Origin of the sequence: Consotaella aegiceratis, from assembly GCF_036541425.1 — a bacterium.
GTDB lineage: Bacteria > Pseudomonadota > Alphaproteobacteria > Rhizobiales > Rhizobiaceae > Consotaella > Consotaella aegiceratis.
Genome location: NZ_JAZHFT010000012.1, coordinates 48,079 through 66,603, shown reverse-complemented (window position 1 = coordinate 66,603; position 18,525 = coordinate 48,079). Strand labels below are relative to the sequence as shown.

Below are 18,525 nucleotides of genomic sequence, written 5' to 3'. Positions count from 1 at the left end.
TGATCGTTGTCGTCCTGGCTATTCTGTCGTTCTTTGGGCTGAGCTGAGGACGGAACGATGACTTCCGACCAATTCAAGCCGTCTGCTTCCGAGCAGGCAGAGCGCGACGCTGGGCGCGTCAAGGACGCGGCCGAGCGCGAGGCGCAATCGGCCAAGGAAAAGCTGCAGGAGGGTGTCGCCACGGCCCGGACGGGAGCGTCCAATCTGGCGGCCCAGGCCGGCGAGCGTGCCAAGCAGCAGGCCTATGAAGGTGCCGAAACCGGCAAGGCCTTTGGGGCGAGCAATGCCGACGATTTCGCCGCGGCTATCCGCAAGGCGTCGGACGAACTGGGCGAGCGCGACCAGTCGATGGCCGCCGGTCTGCTTCGCCAGGCCGCCCAGGGCCTCGAGAGCGCATCGCGCGAAATCAAAGGACGCAACGTCGACGAAATCATGCGCGCGGTGTCGGGATTCGCGCGGCGCCAGCCCGGCGCCTTCCTGCTCGGTGCCACCCTGGCCGGCGTGGCTCTCGGGCGCTTCGCACGTGCTTCGTCGGAGCATGAGCGCCCGGATGAAAGCCGGGTTTCCGCAGGCGGTCCGCCTTACGGTGCCTATCCGAAATCACCTGCTGCGGGCAGCGGGATGTCGCCGGCGGCTGGCGGCGGTGCGTCGAGCACCTTTACGTCGAGCGCTTCGTCCAGCGTCGGCGGAACGACCGGGCCGAGCAGCTTCACGTCCGCTCCCGCGACGACGAGCCGTCCGGCCAGTCCCGGCGACACGTCGCGAAAGGGAGATTGATCATGGCTGTTGAACCCAACGAGACGACGGTCGGCGGGCCGAAGGCGGTCAAGTCGATCCCGGAGCTGATCGCGGAATTGCTTCGTGAGACGACGGATCTGTTCCGTACAGAGGGCCAACTCATTCGCGCCGAGATATCGGACAAGATCCGGCAGGTCGAACTGGCCGGCGGGTCTCTGGTCGCGGGCGCGATCTGCCTGCTGGTGGCGTTGATCGTGCTTGCTATGGCGCTGGTCACGGCTCTGGCGGAATTCATGCATCCGGGCTGGGCAGCCTTGATCGTCGGCCTCGTCATCGCGGCGATCGGCATGGCGCTTCTCTACAAGGGCCGCCGCGACCTCGACCCGGCGAGCCTGACGCCTTCCCGCACCGCGCGGCAGTTGCGCGAGGACACCCGTCTTGCGAAGGAGCAAGTTCGATGAGCGACACTGACAAGCTGGAACGGGAAGCCGAGAGTCGCCGGGCTCAGGTTGACGACACGCTGAACCAGTTGCGCGACCGCTTTTCGGTCGGGCAGGTCGTCGATCAACTGACCACCTACGCCCGAGAAGGGCAGGGGGCCGAAATGGTCGGCAACCTGTCGCGTCAGGTGCGTGAGAATCCGTTGGCGCTGGGCCTCATCGGGGCCGGGATCGCCTGGCTGGTCTTTGGCGAACCGGCACGGCACGAAGGCGATCGGCTGCGCCGTCGCCTTGACGACTGGCGCGGCGATGACGACGAAACCGCCGGCAGCGGCCCTTATGTGGCTTCGCCTGCAGTGCCGCGCAGCCCTGGACGGCCGGCCCCTTATCCTGTCGGATACCCCGGGCCGTCGAGCAAACCCGGCGGTCGCGATACGAGCTCGACCGGCGATCTGAAGCAGCGCATGGCGAGCGGCGGACACGCCGTTGGCGAGGCTGCATCCTCGATGGCCGATTCCGCGCGGAGTGCGGCTTCCGGTGCTCGCGACGCGGCATCGGGCGCTGCCAGCGCCATATCGTCCGGCGCGCACGGCGTCGCGTCATCGGCCTCCGATGCGGCGCATCGGGTCGGAGAGAGCGCTTCGGCGATGGCCGATTCCGCCAGGCAATCGGCGCATGATGCGTCGGACGCGGCCTATCGTGCCGGTGACTACGCTTATCGGGGCGCTCAACGAGCCGGAAACGCGGCTTATGGTTGGGGCGGCCGGGCACGGCGCAGCGTGATCGACACTTTCTACGAAGAGCCGTTGGTGCTCGGTGCCGTCGCCGTTGCTGTGGGTGCGGCCATCGGTGCTGCGCTGCCTTCGACACGCCAGGAAGACGAATGGCTGGGCGAAACCCGCGACCATCTGCGTGACGAAGCCTACGACTATGCCAAGGATGCGGCCCATCGCGCTCAGCATGTCGCCGAAGAGGCCTACAAGGCCGCGAGCGACGAGGCCGACAAGCAGGGCCTGAAACCGTCAAGCGAAGGTGGCACCGTGGCCGAAAAGGTCGCCGACGTAGCGAAAGCCGCGACCGACGCCGCCAAGGACGAAGCCAAGAAGGAAGGCCTGTCGTAACCTCCCGACATCGGCAATCCGATAAAAAAGCCCGGAAAGCGCCGCTTTCCGGGCTTTTTTCTGCGTCAGTCTCAAATCGCCGAGCGAGCTTCTATCGCCATTCGCGGATGTCGACGAAGCGGCCGGTGACCGCCGCGGCCGCCGCCATGGCGGGCGAGACGAGGTGGGTGCGGCCCTTGAAGCCCTGGCGACCTTCGAAGTTTCGGTTGGACGTCGAAGCGCAGCGCTCATAGGGGGAGAGACGGTCCTCGTTCATGCCGAGGCACATCGAGCAACCGGGCTCGCGCCAATCGAAGCCGGCCTCGATGAAGATCTTGTCCAAGCCTTCCTCTTCCGCCTGGGCCTTCACGAGCCCCGATCCGGGCACGATCATCGCCGAGACCCGGGATGCGATCTTGCGGCCGTCCACGATCTTGGCGACCGCCCGCAGATCCTCGATACGGCCGTTCGTGCACGAGCCGATGAACACGCGGTCGATCTCGATGTCGGTCATCCGGGTACCGGGCGTCAGGCCCATATAGTCGAGGGCGCGGCGCTTGGAGGCGCGCTTGTTTTCGTCCTCGATCGCTTCCGGATCGGGAACGGTGCCGGTCACCGACACGACGTCTTCGGGGCTCGAACCCCAGGAGACGATCGGCGGCAGGCTGGCGGCCTCCAGCCGGACGACCTTGTCGTAATGCGCGCCCTCGTCGCTCCTCAGCGTCTTCCAATAGGCCAGCGCCATGTCCCAGGCCTTGCCCTGCGGGGCGCGGGGGCGCCCCTTGATGTACTCGAAGGTGGTCTCGTCAGGCGCGATCAGCCCGGCTCGCGCACCGCCTTCGATCGACATGTTGCAGATCGTCATCCGGCCTTCCATCGACAGCGAGCGGATCGCCTCGCCGGCGTATTCGATGACGTGGCCGGTGCCGCCGGCCGTGCCGATCTCGCCGATGATGGCCAGGATGATGTCCTTGGCGGTGACGCCCTCGGGCAACCGGCCGTCGACCTGGACCAGCATGTTCTTGGCCTTGGCCTGGATCAGCGTCTGGGTGGCGAGCACATGCTCGACCTCCGACGTGCCGATGCCGTGCGCCAACGCGCCGAAGGCGCCGTGGGTGGAGGTATGGCTGTCGCCGCAGACGATCGTCATGCCGGGCAGGGTGAACCCTTGCTCAGGGCCGATGATGTGGACGATGCCCTGCCGGCGATCGGCTTCGTTGTAATACTCGATGCCGAAATCGGCGGCGTTCCTGGCCAGCGCCTCGACCTGGATGCGGCTTTCCTCGTTCTTGATGCCGAAGATGCGCGACGGGTCGGTGGGCACGTTGTGGTCGACGACGGCCAGCGTGCGAGTGGGCTGGCGCACTTGGCGGCCGGACAGGCGCAGACCCTCGAAAGCCTGCGGGCTGGTCACCTCGTGCACCAGGTGGCGGTCGATATAGAGCAGCGAAGGGCCGCCTTCCTCGCTGGAGACCAGATGGTCGTCCCAGATCTTGTCGTAGAGGGTGCGCGGTTTGGCGTCTGTCATGTTCGGTATCCCTGCCCGCCGACGGGACCGGCTGGGCGAAGCGAATGGGTCGTTAAGGCTAAGACGGGCCGCCGGAAGACGGCGACTTTACGCGTTCTATCGGCCGTCGGCGGCGCAGAACCGATAGAAGAACCGTCCGGGCAGGCGCGCATGATCCGACACGGGGGCGAAGCCCTCGCTGGTCGGCAGGCGTCGGCGCGCCTTCGATTTTCGCAACGCTGTCATGCCCACTAAAATAGCAACTGCCTGGCGCATCGGCAATCGCGATGCACCAGGCCAATGGGTTCGACGGCGACTGAAACGCCGTGGCACTTGCGTCGACGGCGGCTTGGTCGCTGCCGACGTAAGGTGTGGAGCGTCGGTTTCTAGACCGAACCGGTGTCGCGCACGTCGGGCTCGACGCGCTCATCCTCGATGTCGACCTCCGTATGGCGCACGGTATCAGTGACCGTCTCGGTGTGGTGCGTGGTTTCCTTGCCAAGGCTGATCTCTTCGACGACGCGGGCTTCCTTCGCCACCACGGCTTCCTCCGAGGTCTCTTCGAGATCGAAGGTGCGATCCCGGAACGCTGCGTCGACATCCGTAACCGGCCGATCGACCGTGCGGCGGTCGACGGTCACGCGCTCGTCGCGCAAGCTGACGTCCTCGCTGACCTGTTCTTCGACGACGTAGGAGCGCACGCGCACGCGGCCATGGCTGACGTCGCGCTTGCCGACGCGCAACGTCTCTTCGACGACATCGATCGTGCCGGAATCGTCCAGCGCGTCGGCGGTGCCCAGGCCCCGCGCGCTATCCTGCCATTCGTCCGACGCCAAGGTCCGCTCGGTGCTCGCCTCGCGGTCGGTCAGGCTGTCGGACCACGTCTCCGTCGACGCCCGGTCGCTCGTCCCGGTCTCCGTCGACGCGCTGTAGCCGGTCCAGCCTTCCGTGCGCCATGAGTCTTCGCGCTCGTCCATATCGACGGTTCCCTCGTCGTCGAGGATGTCGAGAATACGGTCGCGGTTGTAGGCTGTCGTCGGGACCGTCAGAAGATAGCCGCCCCGACGCAACCCCTCGGCATAAATGTGGCGATCTTCGTCCGGCAGGAAAAAGTCGCCGAGCGATTCAAAGAAGCTTTTTTCGCGGGTGTCGTCATAGCCGGCACCGGAAGGGTCGGCGCCTTCGACAAGGGTGATGGCATCCTGTGGTATGCCTTCGGCGACGATGCGTTCGACCGCCCGTTCGGCGTCGGAACGACTGTCGAAGAAGGCTGTGAGGATATGGGTGTCCGTGCTGCTCGAGTAGGACATGGTGTCACTCCTGGATGGATGGGTAACATCGGTCGGCAGCCGTTCGACAACGACACGCTGCTTCCTGACCGGGACTGGTATGGTCATCTGCTCGTCGCGGGAGTGTCGCCGGATATGAACCTCCTCCTTTAAGAAGAGGCGTTTTTCGACGACGATCCTCTCTTCGACGACCGGCACTATCATCACGCCATTCTCGGTGCGCGGCGTTGGCATGGCATCGACGATCCGGCCGATGGCCACCCGCTCGACGTGCACTTCGTCCGTGGCGATGGTCACGCCCACGGGCTGCTGCACTGCTTCGGTGACGGTCCTGACACGAACGCGCCCCGTCACCGATCTTCGCTTCGAGGCAACCGCATGTTCTTCGACAACCTGGATCGTGCCGCCGTCAGACGTTGGCCGATCAGACGGTCCATCCGGTGAAGACATCGAAGGCCTCCTGTCGATGATCTCTTCAACGATGGTTGCAGACGTAAGTTCCTCTTATATCGACACGATTCGACAGTTTGCGGTGACAGGAGGGGCGAGGACGGCGGGGCGCACCGGCTGCCGAAAAACACACTTTCGATGCGCCTCGAGCGGGGCCGCTTCACCCTTCATTTACCAAGCTGGGCCAATGTGAGGCGGTACACATTCGGAGGTCGATCGTGCGGGCAATTTATCTGGAGGACAATCTGAAGATCCGGTTTCCCGGTCAGGACGCGTCGTTCGATACCGGCGTGGAGATCGGTATGCTGGCGACGCTGATGGCGCTGCAGCAACCCGAGTTCGCTCGCCAGATCAGCGCTTCGACCATCGAGCAGGCTCGCACCCTTGGACTGAAACTCGGCTATCACGTCGCCGCCGTCGAAGACGTCTCGCAGGACGAAGTGCGCGTGACCTTCCGCGACCGGCGGCTGGCGCCGAAGTTGAAGCTCGTGGCGAGCAACGGATAGGGCGAGCGGCGGGGCGTCGTCCCCGCGAGATCCGACTCTGCGGCTTAGTGCCGCCGCTGCTGCCTCTTCTTGCGCGCGCCGATGCTCACCGGTCGATCCCAGCGGCCGTTTGCCTCATGTCCCGTCCGCACCGATACACGGGTTCGGCCCGTGTCTTTCTGCGATGCGGCGCTATATTCCGGTGCCATCGTCCGGCCCTTCACGTTGCCGTCGCGGGCGCTGACCGGGCGCAGGCGACAAGCGCCGCACTACGGCTTGACGCGAAGGCAAAACCGCGAGAAATGCGAGACATGGAACGGCCGCCGGCACCCGATATCGAAATCGCTCAGCTGCATCTGGAAAACGCCAGGGAACTGGCGCCGCTGATTTCGGCCTACAATCAGGCGTTGTTTCGTGGGCCTCCGTCGGCGCCCGACAGCTACTATGCCGAGACGCTCCTTCAGGACAAGGCGGCCGAGGTTCTCGGTGCCCGCCTGGACGGCAAGCTCGTCGCCTTCCTGCTCTTCTATGACCTCCCCGATCCCTGGACCGGCATGCGCTCTGGCCTGGCGGAGCACATCTTCGTCGACCAGCCGCATCGCCGGATGGGAATCGCCAAGGCGATGATCGACCTCCTCGCCGAGGAGGCGGATCGGCGCGGATGGTCGCGGCTCGTCCTCAGGGCGCCGCGCAACCCCGGTATCGCCCGCAACCTCTTTTCGCGAGTGGCCGAGCCGGCGGAGTGGTCGACCTACGTCATTCGCTTCCTGGAGAAAGAACCCGGCTGAGCCGGTGGGACGCTGCGTCGCCTTTTTTCTGGCCGCCTGTCTGGTATTTGTGTTGCGCCGTGTTGTTTCAATCGATTCTAAGTCTTGCACCGATGGCGGCGATAGGCCTTAACGGGAGCTTCGACGGAGACCGGATTCTCTAGCCGGTGTCGGCTCGCCGGGATCGGTGGCCAGTGGAGTGACGGGAGACGAAATGTCACAAACCAAGACGGAGCGGCCGCTTTCGCCGCATCTCTTCATCTATCGGATGCGATTGACATTCCTGATGTCGGGCTTCCACCGGGTCACCGGCATCGTGCTTTATTTCGGCATCGCGTTTCTCGCCTGGTGGCTGGTTGCGGCCGCGTCCGGCCCCAAGGCCTTTTCCTGGGCATCCTGGTTTTTCGGCTCGTTCATCGGTTTTCTGGTCCTGTTCGGACTATCGTGGGCGCTGATCCATCATGCGATCGGCGGCATCCGCCATTTCGCCTGGGACTTGCGGATCGGCCTGACCAAGCAGGCCACGCAGCAGTGGGCGCTGGCCACCATCGTCGCCTCGGTTGCGCTGACGATCCTCCTTTGGATCATCGTTCTCATCGTCTAGGGGGATCATCATGAGCATTCGCACTCCCATGGGGCGCGCCCGCGGCATGGGCGCAGCCGGTCACGGCGTCGGCGAATTCTGGCATCAGCGAGTCACGTCCGTCACCAGCCTGGTCCTTGCGGTCGGCCTGCTGATCCTTCTCGTCGGACTGCACGAGGGAACCTACGTGGACGTCCGCGCCGCCTTCGCCAATCCCTTGATCGCCGCCTGGATGGCGCTGACCATCGTCTCCTTCGTCTATCACATGTATATCGGCGCTCAGGAAATCATCATGGAATACGTCCCAAAGAGGTGGAAAGTCGGGGTCTCGCTGGCCAACGTGATGTTCTGCTTCGCAGTGGCTGCCGTCAGCCTGTTCGCCATCGTCAAGATGAGCATTGGAGGCTGACCGATGGCTGATTCGATTTCCTCGAACGGCGCGGCGCCGTCGGTGAACGGCCGGGCCTATCCCTTTGTCGACCACACGTTCGACGTGGTGGTGGTCGGCGCCGGCGGCGCCGGTCTGCGCGCCACGCTCGGCGCGGCCCAGGCGGGCCTGCGAACCGCCTGCGTCACCAAGGTGTTTCCGACCCGCTCGCACACGGTCGCAGCGCAGGGCGGCATCGCCGCCTCGCTCGGCAACATGGGCAAGGACGACTGGCGCTGGCACATGTACGACACCGTCAAGGGGTCGGACTGGCTGGGCGATCAGGACGCGATCGAATATCTGGTGCGCAATGCGCCGGCCGCGGTCTACGAATTGGAGCATTTCGGGCTGCCGTTCTCGCGCACCGAGGACGGGCGGATCTATCAGCGCCCGTTCGGCGGCATGACCACCGAATTCGGCGAGGGGCCGCCGGCCCAGCGCACCTGCGCGGCCGCCGACCGCACCGGCCATGCCATGCTGCACACGCTCTATGGCCAGTCGCTGCGCCATTCGACCGAGTTCTTCGTCGAATATTTCGCCATCGACCTGATCATGGACGAAGAGGGCGCCTGCCGCGGCGTCGTCGCGCTCTGCCTCGAAGACGGCACGCTGCATCGTTTCGCCTCCAAGATGACCATCCTGGCGACCGGCGGCTATGGCCGCGCCTATTTCTCGGCGACCTCGGCGCACACCTGCACCGGCGACGGCAACGCCATGGTGCTTCGGGCCGGGCTGCCGCTGCAGGACATGGAATTCGTGCAGTTCCACCCGACCGGCATCTACGGCGCCGGATGCCTGATCACCGAAGGCTCGCGCGGCGAGGGCGGTTACCTCACGAACTCCGAGGGCGAGCGCTTCATGGAGCGCTATGCGCCGTCGGCAAAGGATCTCGCCTCACGCGACGTCGTGTCCCGCTCGATGACGATGGAGATCCGGGAAGGCCGCGGCGTCGGCAAGGACAAGGATCACATCTTCCTGCATCTGGACCACCTTGATCCGGCGATCCTCGCCGAGCGCCTGCCGGGCATCTCCGAATCGGCCAAGATCTTCGCCGGTGTCGACGTCACCAAGGAGCCGATCCCGGTGCTGCCGACCGTTCATTACAACATGGGCGGTATCCCGACGAACTATCTGGGCGAGGTGCTGACCAAGAAGAACGGCAACGCCGACACCGTCGTGCCGGGCCTGATGGCGGTGGGCGAGGCAGCCTGCGTGTCGGTGCACGGCGCCAACCGTCTCGGCTCCAACTCGCTGATCGACCTGGTGGTGTTCGGCCGTGCGGCCGGCCTGCGCTGCGCCGAGATCATCACGCCGGGCGAGGAACAGCCGCCCTTGCCGGCCGGCGCCGGCGAACTCGCGGTCTCGCGCCTCGACAAGACGCGCTATGCGTCGGGCGGCACGCCGACGGCCAAGCTGCGCTCTCAGATGCAGAAGACCATGCAGTCCAACTGCGCAGTGTTTCGCACCGGCGAAGTCCTGGACGAGGGGCACAAGCTGATCCATGAGGCCTGGGCGGCGGCTGACGACATTCGCGTTACCGATCGCTCGCTCATCTGGAACACCGACCTGGTAGAAAGCCTGGAATACGACAATCTGATCGCCCAGGCGGTGGTGACGATGGATTCGGCCCAGGCGCGCACCGAATCCCGTGGCGCCCATGCCCGCGAGGACTATCCGGATCGCGACGACGTCAACTGGATGAAGCACACGCTGGCCTTCTGCGACACGGCCGCCAAGACCGTGACGCTGGAGGACCGGCCCGTGCACAACTTCACGATGTCCAACGAGATCGAGTACATCAAGCCGAAGAAGCGGGTGTATTGATCTTTGGCGCCCGCAAGCTGATCTTCTGTTCAAAAGGAGGTGCGCCATGCCTTCCATCGGACACAACAGCAGGGGCGCAGGGTCCATGTTCGCCATCGTCTTCGACCTTGATACAAACAGCCTCAAGGAGGTTTACGGCGGCCCGTCGTGGAATAACGCCTACAACGACGTTCGCAGTTTTCTGAAGAAGCGCGGCTTCGACTGGCAGCAAGGTAGCACATACTTCGGCGACGATACTGTCGATGCCGTGACCTGCGTGCTGGCGATCCAGGATATGACGGTGGAGTTTGATTGGTTCGCGCCGTCGGTGCGAGACATCCGGATGTTGAGAATCGAGGATAACAACGATCTGATGCCGGCCGTCGAACGGATGACGCGTCGCAAGGCGGAGTAGTCGAGAGGGCGGGTTCGACTCCTTCGCCGGTCGGTTCTCGAGCCGACCGGCATGGTGCTGAAAATCAACGGTTACTGCGCCTTGTCGGCTTCCGCCCGCTTCTCTCCGTCGTTGAGGACCACCCGGTTGACCGTCACCTTGTTCTCCTCGTCTCCCTCGCCACGGATGATGGCGTAGAGGACGTCGGGCTGCGAGCGGTCCCAGGCGATGCCTTGGCCGCGATTGGCGAGCGGCACTGTGGCGACCCATTTCAGCATGGAGCCGAATTCCGGGATTTCCATCACATAGGCCTCTGCGGGATCGTGCCCTGTCAGATAGAGCTTGCCGTCGGGACCCCAGGAGCCGCCCGAGTTCGACATGTCCTCGAACTTCTCCACGATGGCGTCGGGGATGATGTAGCCCGCCACCGGCTGCCAGTTGTCGTCGAAGCGGACGATCTGGGTGTTGTACTTGTTGCCGTAGGAGACGGAGCTCTTGTCGAACAGCCGGTCGTAATTGGCAAAGCCGCCCCACCAGGTGCCATCGGCCGGATTGCGATCAACCCAGGTGAAGGATCCGATCTGGATGCCGAAGGAGTGGCTGTCGAGGTGCTCCAGCGTCTCTGCGTCGAAGATCTCCAGGGAGCTGGTCATCGGGTAGTCGTGATAGTTGGAGTGGGCGATATAGATCTTGCCGTCGATCACCGCCGCGCTGTCGAAATGGATGGCCTCGCCGCCCTTGGGCCGGTCGAACGTGGCGACCAGCTCTTGCGTCGTCTTATCGTATTTGGCGATCGTGCGGTTGTCGATCGCATAGAAGTGGTCGGCATCGACCCCCACGGCCTGGTTGGCCTCGGGAATGACATAGGTTGCGAGCGTCTCCGATTGCATCCGGGGCGGTTCGTCCCCGGCGAGTGCCGGAGCAGTGGCGGTTGCGCTTCCGACGAAGGCGAGGACCGCGATTGCGCGCGTGAACGTCATCGACAATGTTCCCTGTTGAGATGGATCCTCGCTCGACCGGACGGCGGCGAGGCGCAGGCAAACGTTAAGTCTTGTCGATGAAGGTGCTGCGACGCGCCCATGACAATGTGGCGCCGGCCGACTGCGCCCGACTTGCCGTCCGGATGCCCGAATGGGACAAGACGGCCCATTGCCGGACGGCCCCGATCGGGGCTAGACAGGCGCAGCCGCTTGCGGGCGTTGCTGGCATTGCGCCGGTCAAAGCGTATACTTGTTACGATTCTAAAATCGCTGTCGAGGCATCCGCCATGGTCGAATTCACCCTTCCGAAAAATTCCAGGATCACCGAGGGCAAGGTCTGGGATAAGCCGGCAGAGGCCAAGAATCTGCGCGAGTTCAAGATCTATCGCTGGTCGCCCGACGACGACGCCAATCCGCGCACGGATACGTTCTATGTCGATGTCGACGATTGCGGCCCGATGGTGCTCGACGCGCTTTTGTGGATCAAGGACCAGGTCGATCCGACGCTGACGCTGCGCCGCTCCTGCCGCGAGGGCATCTGCGGCTCCTGCGCGATGAACATCGACGGCGAGAACACGCTGGCCTGCACCAAGGGCATGGAAGAGGTGGCCGGCCCGATCAAGATCTATCCGCTGCCGCACATGCCGGTGATCAAGGACCTGGTGCCCGATCTGAGCCTGCCCTACGCGCAGCTCGCGATGGTCCAGCCTTGGCTGCAGACCGAGACGCCGGAGCCAGAAAAGGAGTGGCGCCAGAGCCACGAGGACCGCGCCAAGCTCGACGGCCTCTACGAGTGCATCCTGTGCTTCTGCTGCCAGACCTCATGCCCGTCCTACTGGTGGAACCCGGAACGCTATCTCGGCCCGGCCGTGCTGCTCAACGCCTATCGCTGGCTCGCCGACAGCCGCGACGAGGCGACGGGCGAGCGCCTGGAGATCCTGGAGGACCCCTATCGGCTCTACCGCTGCCACAACATCATGAACTGCACGCAGACCTGCCCCAAGGGCCTCAACCCGGCGCTCGCGATCAACGAGATCCGGGCGATGATGGTGAAGCGCAAGATCTAGCCGACCGGGTGAAGCTTCCGCGCGCGGCCGATCCGCGGGCGTGCGGAATGCCTCGTCGGTTCTCTGTACCGGCCCAGAGGCGGGGCCGGCGTCCGGCCGATCGTCCTGCTGCAGATCGAAGTCCGGCCCCGGGCGCGTCGGGGTGGGCCTTTCGACGCGCTGACGACGAAGTGACCAGTCTCGGATGTCCCCGATGATCGATCCCGGCGCGCCGCGTCCCCATCCCGCCTATGCTCTCGTCGCCCTCGGCACGGGCTGTCTGCTGACCCTGTCGACCTATCTCAACAGCGAACTGGCCAGGCACGGCAGCGCCATGTTCTCCTCCTGGATGGCGCACGGGAGCGGCGCGGTCGCGCTGACCATCGTCTTCACCGTGCTGTTTCGGGGACGCCGCTCGCGTCCGGTCTTCTTCGGGCACGCGCCGATCTGGGCCTATCTCGGGGGCTGTGCCGGCGCCGTCATCGTGATCCTCACGACACTCGCCGTGAACTCGCCGATCGCGCTGTCGGGAACGATCGCGCTCGGTCTGGCCGGTCAGGTCGCGTTCAGCCTGGCCGCCGATCACTGGGGCCTGTTCGGCATGGCCGTGCGGCGCCCGACGCTGCGCGATTTCGCGGCTCTCGGCCTGATCCTGGCGGGCAGCGCCCTGATCATCCTCGCAGGCGAGGGCGGGGCGTGATCCTTCCTATTCTCATGGCGTTTACGGCGGGCGTCCTGGTGGCCGTCAGCCGACAGGTCAACGGCCGGCTCAGCCTGTCCACCTCGGCGCTGGTCTCGTCGTTCTGGAACCATGTCGTGGGCTTCATGGTGCTGTGCGCGATCGGCTTGGCGATGATCAGCGCGTTGCTGCCCGAAGGGGCCGGCGACGCTCCCTGGTACACCTATGCCGGCGGGACGATCGGCGCGGCGATCGTTGCGCTCAACAGCTGGCTCGTGGTGCGAATCGGAGCGGTCAGCTCCGCGCTGCTGATGATCGGTGGCCAGATGATCTCCGGGCTGTTGTTCGATCTGGTGCGCGGCGCTTCGACGGGCGCCATCGCCAGCCTCCTCGGCACGGCCTTGATCATCGGCGGCGTCGCCCTCATCCAGACCCGCAAGGTCGCTCGCTGAACGGCGCACCTGCGCCGGCGGTCTCATCCGACATCGAGATCGAGGTCCTCGCGCAGACGGCGGCGCGTCGCGGCTTCGAACCGCTCGGGCCATTCGATCGCCAGTTCCGAGGCCAGGGCTCGAGCGCGCGGCAGGAAGGCCGCGGCGATCGCCACATGCGCGGCGATCACCTCGTCGCGGACGGGACGAGGATAGGGCAGGGCTTCGAGCATCGCGATCTGGTCGGACGGCAGATCCTTGCTGAGATGCAGCATGCCGCCGCGCGCCGGTGGGCGGGCCGATTCCTTGAGCAGACCGATCAGATGATCGCGCTGAAGCTCGGTTCCCTTCACGGCGACGAGATATTCGCCGCGGCCGATCACCACCGGCAGGAGCCCGAGCACCCGGATGAACTCGTGGATGAGATAGCGGATTCGTGCGATATCGGGCGTCCTCGGCGGCAATGCCTCGGGGAGGGTGTCGTAGAGCCCCGTCCGGTCCAGCAGCGGCTTGACGTCGGCCTTGGAGCGCCGGGAAAAATCCTTCGGCGTCGTGAGCACGAGATCGCAGCGCGTCCAGTCTTCTGCGACGGCGTTCGAGACGGTGGTGCCGGGAACCGTGTTCCAGAAGACGATCGGAACGATCGTCTCCAGGATCGGCCGCCAACGGGCGGCCAGCGCCGCATGATGGTCGGCATCCGTCACGGCGACGAGATCGATGTCGCTGAACTGGTCAGCAGTGCCCTTGCCATGGCTGCCGGCGAGGAAGAGGCCTTCGATCTCCGGCTCGGCACCGAGCCGTTCGGCAATCGCTGCGATGAGCGCGTCGTGGTCCATGGCGGTCAGGATGCGCCGCTTCCCTTGGGGCTGCAAGTGCTCGGTGCGCTGATTGCAAGCAGCCGCCGCCAACCACCGACAGCCGATAAAACCTCACGAAACCGTCACTGCCCCGCGCTCATGCGTGATTTGTTCTCGCGGCTGGGAAAAGCCAAGGTCGCCGTCTGTCTCAAGGAGGATGCCATGAACGCTTGGAAGAAGACCTGGCTGCCGGTGGGCGGGCTGGCTGCGGGTTTGATGGTCTATGCCGCAGGATTTGGCGCTCCTGCGCTCGCCCAGGGAACGCAGACCGCGATTTTCGCCGGCGGCTGCTTCTGGTGCGTCGAATCCGACTTCGATCACGTGAAGGGAGTCGTGGAGACGATTTCGGGCTTCACCGGCGGGACGCTCGACAATCCGACCTACCAACAGGTCTCGCATGGCGGCACCGGCCACTATGAGGCGGTGAAAATCACCTACGATTCCTCAAAGGTGAGCTACGACCAGTTGTTGACCGTCTTCTGGCACTCCGTCGATCCGACCGATGCGGGCGGCCAGTTCTGCGATCGCGGCGATTCCTACCGTACGGCGATATTCGCCACGAACGACGAGCAGCTTCGCGAGGCCGAAGCTTCCAAGACCGCCGTGGCCAAGGATCTTTCCGCGCCCATCGCGACCAAGATCGTCAAGGCCGGCGCGTTCTATCCGGCTGAGGACTATCACCAGAACTATTACCAGAAGAACCCGCTACGCTACCGCTACTACCGCTGGAACTGCGGCCGCGATCAGCGTATCGACCAGGTGTGGGGCGACAAGGCGCATCTGGGCATCGAGAAGCCCGCAAGTTGACGCGGGCTCGTTCGCCCGATCAGAGCCGGTGTGCGGCGTCGATCCGAAAGGCCGCGTTCGCCTCTTCGCGGATCGCCTCGTAGGCGCTGATGAACTGAAGTCCGAAGCGGTTCGCCTCGTGCCAGACGACGCGGGCGCGTCGCGTACGATCCTCGCCGGGAAGCTGGATCTCGACTTCGGCGACGTCGATCGTTCCATCCAGAAGGACGATCTCGGCGCCGGTCTCCGTCACGTTGCGCAGCCGTACGGTCTGCGCGGAGTTGGTCGGGCCGCTGGTCAACGTGGCGCCCAGGATGACGCGGCGGCGACCCTTGCCTCGACGGTCCAGCATGGTTTCGTCCCTCTTCCGATCGGTCTTTCAGGATAAGGATCGAACGGAGGCGGGCAAGCGGTTCTGGCGGTCAGGCTTAACGATCGACTATGGGACACCGCGTCGTTGTATCTCCAGGCCAGCGCCCATTGCGTCGTCCGGTTAGCGATGTAATGCGGGTGGTGCTTCTTGGCCTGGATGGCGAGTGGAAACGGATCGCGGAAAAAGTGACGGCCGGGCCGGCGGAAACTTGATTGCGCGCCGGTATCGGCCGTCGCGAGCCTTGCGTTCGCAGGTTCGGGCCCCACAATCCTTCCATGCTGACGCTTTTCCAGTTCGCCGCCCTGCTTCTGACCTTCACCGCCGTTCTCGGATGGGTGAACCGCACCTTCATCGGACTGCCGACCAATATCGGGCTTCTGATCCTCGGTCTTTTGGCATCGCTGCTGGTGGTCGTTCTGCACGCCGTCGCACCGAGCCTCGAATTTCCGATCGAGCTCGCCAACACGGTGGACCAGATCGATTTCAACGAAGCCCTGATGGACGGCATGCTCGGCTTTCTGCTGTTCGCCGGCGCGCTGCATGTCGATTGGCAGACGTTGAAGGGCCGGGGGCTTTCGGTCGGCCTGATGGCGACGTTCGGCGTCGTGATCTCGACGCTCGTCGTAGGCACGATCTTCTACGAGGTGCTGCAACTGGCCGGGGTCGACATCTCCTTCGCCTGGGCGCTGGTGTTTGGCGCGCTGATCAGCCCGACCGATCCGGTGGCTGTGCTGGCGACGCTGAAGGCGGTGCGCGTGCCCAAGCGGCTGGAGATCGACATGGCCGGCGAGTCGCTGTTCAACGACGGCGTCGGCGTGGTGGTCTTCACCATCCTGCTTGCCTTCGCCACCGCCGATTCGACGGCCGAAGCGCCGGGCTTCATGGAAGTGGCGGAGCTTTTCGCGCTCGAAGCGCTGGGCGGCGCCGTGTTCGGCCTGGTCACCGGCTATGTCGCCTACCGGATGATGCGGGCGATCGACGAGTTCGCCGTCGAGGTGCTGATTTCGCTGGCGTTGGTCATGGGCACCTATGCCGCCGCCCAGGCGCTTCACCTCTCGGGCCCGATCGCCGTGGTGATCGCCGGGCTGCTGATCGGCGAGCGCGGCTTCGCCTATGCCATGAGTGAAGAGACCCAGCGCTATGTCACGGGCTTCTGGCTGCTCATCGACGAGATCCTCAACGCGCTGCTGTTCATGCTGATCGGGCTGGAACTGCTGGTGATCGAGTTCGATATCTCGCGCATCTATCTGGCGCTGGTCGCCATTCCGATCGTGCTGGCGGCGCGGTTCTGTGCGGTCTTCCTGCCCTTCCTGGTCGTGCGCCTGACCGAGCGGTTTTCGCGCGGCACGGTCGCGGTGCTGACCTGGGGCGGCATTCGCGGCGGCATCTCGGTGGCGCTGGCGCTGTCCTTGCCCGGTGGACCCGAACGCGACCTGATCGTCACCGCGACCTATGCGGTGGTGATTTTCTCCATCCTGATCCAGGGCCTGACGCTCGGATGGCTGGTGCGCCGAGCGATCCGGCCCGCGACGGACGAAGGAGGCGGGGCGGCGGCGCCCGCGCATTGACTGTATGGCCGGACCCAAGCGTGCGGTTCTTCTCGTCGGCGCGGGCCATGCCCATCTGGCCCTGGTGCTGGCTGCCGGCCGGTTCCGGCAGGCCGGCGCCGAACTGACGCTGATCGATCCCGGCCGTTTCTGGTATTCCGGGCGCGCCGCAGTGCTGCTCGGCGGCTTGGTCCGGGAAGCTGAGGATACGGTCGATCCGGGAGCGCTCTGCCGGTCGGTCGGCGTGCGGTTTGTGCAAGGCCGGGCGAACCGGCTGGATGGCGACCGTCGCGAGCTGGTGCTCGAAACCGGGCGGCGGCTGCCCTACGATCTCGTCTCCTTCAATGCCGGCAGCGTGGTCGATATCCCGTTTCCGGTCGAATCGACCGATGTCTGGCCGGTCAAGCCGATCGCCGGTTTGCCGGCGCTGAAGAAGGCGATCGAACGGGCATCACGGTCGCTGAAGATCGTCGTGGCCGGCGGTGGAGCCACGGGGTGCGAGATCGCCGGCAATCTCATCGACCTTGGCCGATCGCGGCCGCAGGATTTGGCGGTGACCCTGGTCTCGTCCGGGCCGAGGTTGGTCGAGACGGGGCCGCCGGGCGCGAGCGCCTGGATCGCGGACAACCTCGCGGGCCGGGGTGCCGAACTGTTGCTCGGCCGGCGCATCGCCAGCGTGCGCGATCACCAGGTGGTGTTGGAAGACGGCTCGGCGATCGGCTTCGACCACCTGGTTCTCGCGACCGGGCTGAAGGCCACGCCCCTGGTTAGCTGCCTTGGAGTCCCATTCGTGCGCAAGGGGGGTGTCCGGGTCGCACCGACGCTGCGGTCCGTCGGCGACGAGCGCGTGTTCGCCGCCGGCGACTGCGCGGCGATCGAAGGCTACGATTTGCCGAAGATCGGCGTCTACGGCGTGCGGGCCGCGCCCATCCTGGAACACAATCTGCTGGCGTCGCTGGCGGACCGGCCGCTGCGGCGCTATCGGCCGCAACGACGGTATCTGTCCATCCTCGACATCGGCGACGGCACGGGGCTGGCGATGCGCGGCCGCCTGTGGCTGCCGGGCCGGGCCGTGGCCCGGCTCAAGCATTGGATCGACGGCCGCTTTCTGCGCCGCTATCAGGACGTCGCCCAACGAGAGTGATCAGCCGATCGATTGGCCGGTCTTCTTCCAGTCGGCGAGGAAGGTTTCAAGCCCTTTGTCGGTGAGTGGGTGCTTCACCAGCCCCTTGAGGGTCGACGGCGGCACCGTGGCCACATCCGCGCCGATCAGGGCCGCCTCGCGCACATGGTTGGCGGTGCGGATCGACGCGGCGAGGATCTGTGTCTCGAAATCGTAATTATCGTAGATCCGCCGGATGTCGGCGATCAGCTCCATACCTTCCAGATTGATGTCGTCGAGGCGGCCGATGAAGGGCGACACGTAGGTGGCGCCGGCCTTGGCGGCGAGCAGCGCCTGGTTGGCCGAGAAGCAGAGCGTCACGTTGGTCTTGTAGCCGTCCGAGGTCAGGCTCTTGCACGCCTTGAGACCGTCCAGCGTCAACGGCAGCTTGATGCAGACATTGTCGGCGATGCCGGCGAGGATTTTCCCCTCGCGGATCATGCCCTCGGTCTCGACCGCCGTGACCTCGGCCGACACCGGTCCCGGCGTCACCTTGCAGATCTCCTCGATGATTTCCATCATCGGGCGGTTCGCCTTCATGATGAGCGAGGGATTGGTGGTCACGCCGTCGATCAGTCCGGCTTCGTTCAGCTCGCGGATCTCGCCAACGTCGGCGGTGTCGACAAAGAATTTCATGGATCGCTCCGTGGATCGTCTGGTGTTGGCTCGGCGGCGGCCGAA

At 65.1% G+C, this 18,525-nt stretch carries 21 protein-coding genes; 15 read left to right on the top strand and 6 right to left on the bottom strand.

Annotated features, from left to right (window positions below):
* The first annotated feature begins 57 nt into the window (after positions 1-57).
* Genes SMD10_RS10655 through SMD10_RS10645 form a run of 3 tightly spaced genes read left to right on the top strand, consistent with a single transcriptional unit; the run spans position 58 to position 2,299 of the window.
* Positions 58-777, top strand: a complete 720-nt coding sequence (locus SMD10_RS10655) for a hypothetical protein (RefSeq protein WP_331685670.1) — start codon at positions 58-60, stop codon at positions 775-777.
* A gap of 2 nt (positions 778-779) precedes the next feature.
* Entirely contained in the window at positions 780-1,199 is a 420-nt protein-coding gene (locus SMD10_RS10650) for a phage holin family protein (protein ID WP_331685669.1), read from the top strand.
* A complete protein-coding gene (locus SMD10_RS10645; RefSeq protein ID WP_331685668.1) occupies positions 1,196-2,299 on the top strand; it encodes a DUF3618 domain-containing protein in 1,104 nt (367 codons plus the stop codon). Before SMD10_RS10650 ends, SMD10_RS10645 begins: the two co-directional genes overlap by 4 nt.
* A 91-nt stretch (positions 2,300-2,390) precedes the next feature.
* Here the strand turns inward: SMD10_RS10645 and leuC are convergent, their stop codons facing one another.
* Both leuC and SMD10_RS10635 read right to left on the bottom strand, forming a co-directional pair.
* Positions 2,391-3,806: a 3-isopropylmalate dehydratase large subunit gene (leuC, locus tag SMD10_RS10640; RefSeq protein WP_331685667.1), complete on the bottom strand. Its 1,416-nt coding sequence runs from the start codon at positions 3,804-3,806 to the stop codon at positions 2,391-2,393.
* A 365-nt stretch (positions 3,807-4,171) separates the two neighbouring features.
* Entirely contained in the window at positions 4,172-5,524 is a 1,353-nt protein-coding gene (locus tag SMD10_RS10635) for a YsnF/AvaK domain-containing protein (RefSeq protein WP_331685666.1), read from the bottom strand.
* A 218-nt stretch (positions 5,525-5,742) separates the two neighbouring features.
* Here SMD10_RS10635 and SMD10_RS10630 point away from each other — a divergent pair, with 218 nt between their 5' ends.
* The 6 genes from SMD10_RS10630 to SMD10_RS10605 all read left to right on the top strand — a co-directional run bounded on the left by SMD10_RS10630 (position 5,743) and on the right by SMD10_RS10605 (position 10,004).
* Positions 5,743-6,030, top strand: a complete 288-nt coding sequence (locus tag SMD10_RS10630; protein WP_331685665.1) for a hypothetical protein — start codon at positions 5,743-5,745, stop codon at positions 6,028-6,030.
* 290 nt (positions 6,031-6,320) lie between these two features.
* Positions 6,321-6,797: a GNAT family N-acetyltransferase gene (locus SMD10_RS10625; RefSeq protein ID WP_331685664.1), complete on the top strand. Its 477-nt coding sequence runs from the start codon at positions 6,321-6,323 to the stop codon at positions 6,795-6,797.
* A gap of 193 nt (positions 6,798-6,990) precedes the next feature.
* Positions 6,991-7,380 (top strand): succinate dehydrogenase, cytochrome b556 subunit, encoded by a 390-nt coding sequence (gene sdhC / locus SMD10_RS10620; protein WP_331685663.1) that lies wholly within the window; start codon positions 6,991-6,993, stop codon positions 7,378-7,380.
* A 10-nt stretch (positions 7,381-7,390) separates the two neighbouring features.
* The gene (sdhD, locus tag SMD10_RS10615; RefSeq protein ID WP_331685662.1) at positions 7,391-7,768 is read left to right on the top strand and encodes a succinate dehydrogenase, hydrophobic membrane anchor protein; all 378 of its coding nucleotides are present in this window, start codon (positions 7,391-7,393) and stop codon (positions 7,766-7,768) included.
* Between the two features lie 3 nt (positions 7,769-7,771).
* On the top strand, positions 7,772-9,610 hold the full coding sequence (sdhA, locus tag SMD10_RS10610; RefSeq protein ID WP_331685661.1) for a succinate dehydrogenase flavoprotein subunit: 1,839 nt from the start codon (positions 7,772-7,774) through the stop codon (positions 9,608-9,610).
* Positions 9,611-9,656: 46 nt separating this feature from the next.
* Complete coding sequence (locus SMD10_RS10605; protein WP_331685660.1) at positions 9,657-10,004, top strand: virulence factor; 348 nt, start codon at positions 9,657-9,659, stop codon at positions 10,002-10,004.
* A gap of 71 nt (positions 10,005-10,075) precedes the next feature.
* On the opposite strand, the gene SMD10_RS10600 is transcribed toward SMD10_RS10605, so the two are convergent.
* Entirely contained in the window at positions 10,076-10,963 is an 888-nt protein-coding gene (locus tag SMD10_RS10600; protein ID WP_331685659.1) for a cycloisomerase, read from the bottom strand.
* 287 nt (positions 10,964-11,250) lie between these two features.
* Here SMD10_RS10600 and SMD10_RS10595 point away from each other — a divergent pair, with 287 nt between their 5' ends.
* From SMD10_RS10595 to SMD10_RS10585, 3 genes are all read left to right on the top strand, one after another.
* Entirely contained in the window at positions 11,251-12,030 is a 780-nt protein-coding gene (locus SMD10_RS10595; protein WP_331685658.1) for a succinate dehydrogenase iron-sulfur subunit, read from the top strand.
* A 193-nt stretch (positions 12,031-12,223) separates the two neighbouring features.
* A complete protein-coding gene (locus SMD10_RS10590) occupies positions 12,224-12,709 on the top strand; it encodes a DMT family transporter (protein ID WP_331685657.1) in 486 nt (161 codons plus the stop codon).
* Positions 12,706-13,140 carry a DMT family transporter gene (locus tag SMD10_RS10585; RefSeq protein WP_331685656.1) on the top strand — a complete coding sequence of 145 codons (435 nt, stop codon included), beginning with the start codon at positions 12,706-12,708 and terminating at the stop codon, positions 13,138-13,140. The genes SMD10_RS10590 and SMD10_RS10585 overlap by 4 nt, the downstream gene beginning before the upstream one ends.
* A 23-nt stretch (positions 13,141-13,163) precedes the next feature.
* Here SMD10_RS10585 and SMD10_RS10580 read toward each other — a convergent pair whose 3' ends face one another.
* The gene (locus SMD10_RS10580) at positions 13,164-13,898 is read right to left on the bottom strand and encodes a nucleotidyltransferase domain-containing protein (RefSeq protein WP_432757223.1); all 735 of its coding nucleotides are present in this window, start codon (positions 13,896-13,898) and stop codon (positions 13,164-13,166) included.
* On the opposite strand from SMD10_RS10580, the gene msrA reads away from it, so the two are divergent.
* Positions 13,803-14,783: a peptide-methionine (S)-S-oxide reductase MsrA gene (msrA, locus tag SMD10_RS10575; protein WP_331685654.1), complete on the top strand. Its 981-nt coding sequence runs from the start codon at positions 13,803-13,805 to the stop codon at positions 14,781-14,783. The two genes, SMD10_RS10580 and msrA, sit on opposite strands and share 96 nt — an antisense overlap.
* Before the next feature lie 19 nt (positions 14,784-14,802).
* Here msrA and SMD10_RS10570 read toward each other — a convergent pair whose 3' ends face one another.
* The gene (locus SMD10_RS10570) at positions 14,803-15,114 is read right to left on the bottom strand and encodes a PilZ domain-containing protein (protein ID WP_331685653.1); all 312 of its coding nucleotides are present in this window, start codon (positions 15,112-15,114) and stop codon (positions 14,803-14,805) included.
* 296 nt (positions 15,115-15,410) lie between these two features.
* Between SMD10_RS10570 and SMD10_RS10565 the strand changes: the two genes are divergently transcribed.
* Positions 15,411-16,703: a cation:proton antiporter gene (locus SMD10_RS10565; protein ID WP_331685652.1), complete on the top strand. Its 1,293-nt coding sequence runs from the start codon at positions 15,411-15,413 to the stop codon at positions 16,701-16,703.
* Positions 16,704-16,707: 4 nt separating this feature from the next.
* The gene (locus SMD10_RS10560; protein WP_331685651.1) at positions 16,708-17,826 is read left to right on the top strand and encodes an NAD(P)/FAD-dependent oxidoreductase; all 1,119 of its coding nucleotides are present in this window, start codon (positions 16,708-16,710) and stop codon (positions 17,824-17,826) included.
* Here SMD10_RS10560 and fsa read toward each other — a convergent pair whose 3' ends face one another.
* Positions 17,827-18,480, bottom strand: a complete 654-nt coding sequence (fsa, locus tag SMD10_RS10555) for a fructose-6-phosphate aldolase (protein WP_331685650.1) — start codon at positions 18,478-18,480, stop codon at positions 17,827-17,829.
* Positions 18,481-18,525: the final 45 nt, after the last annotated feature.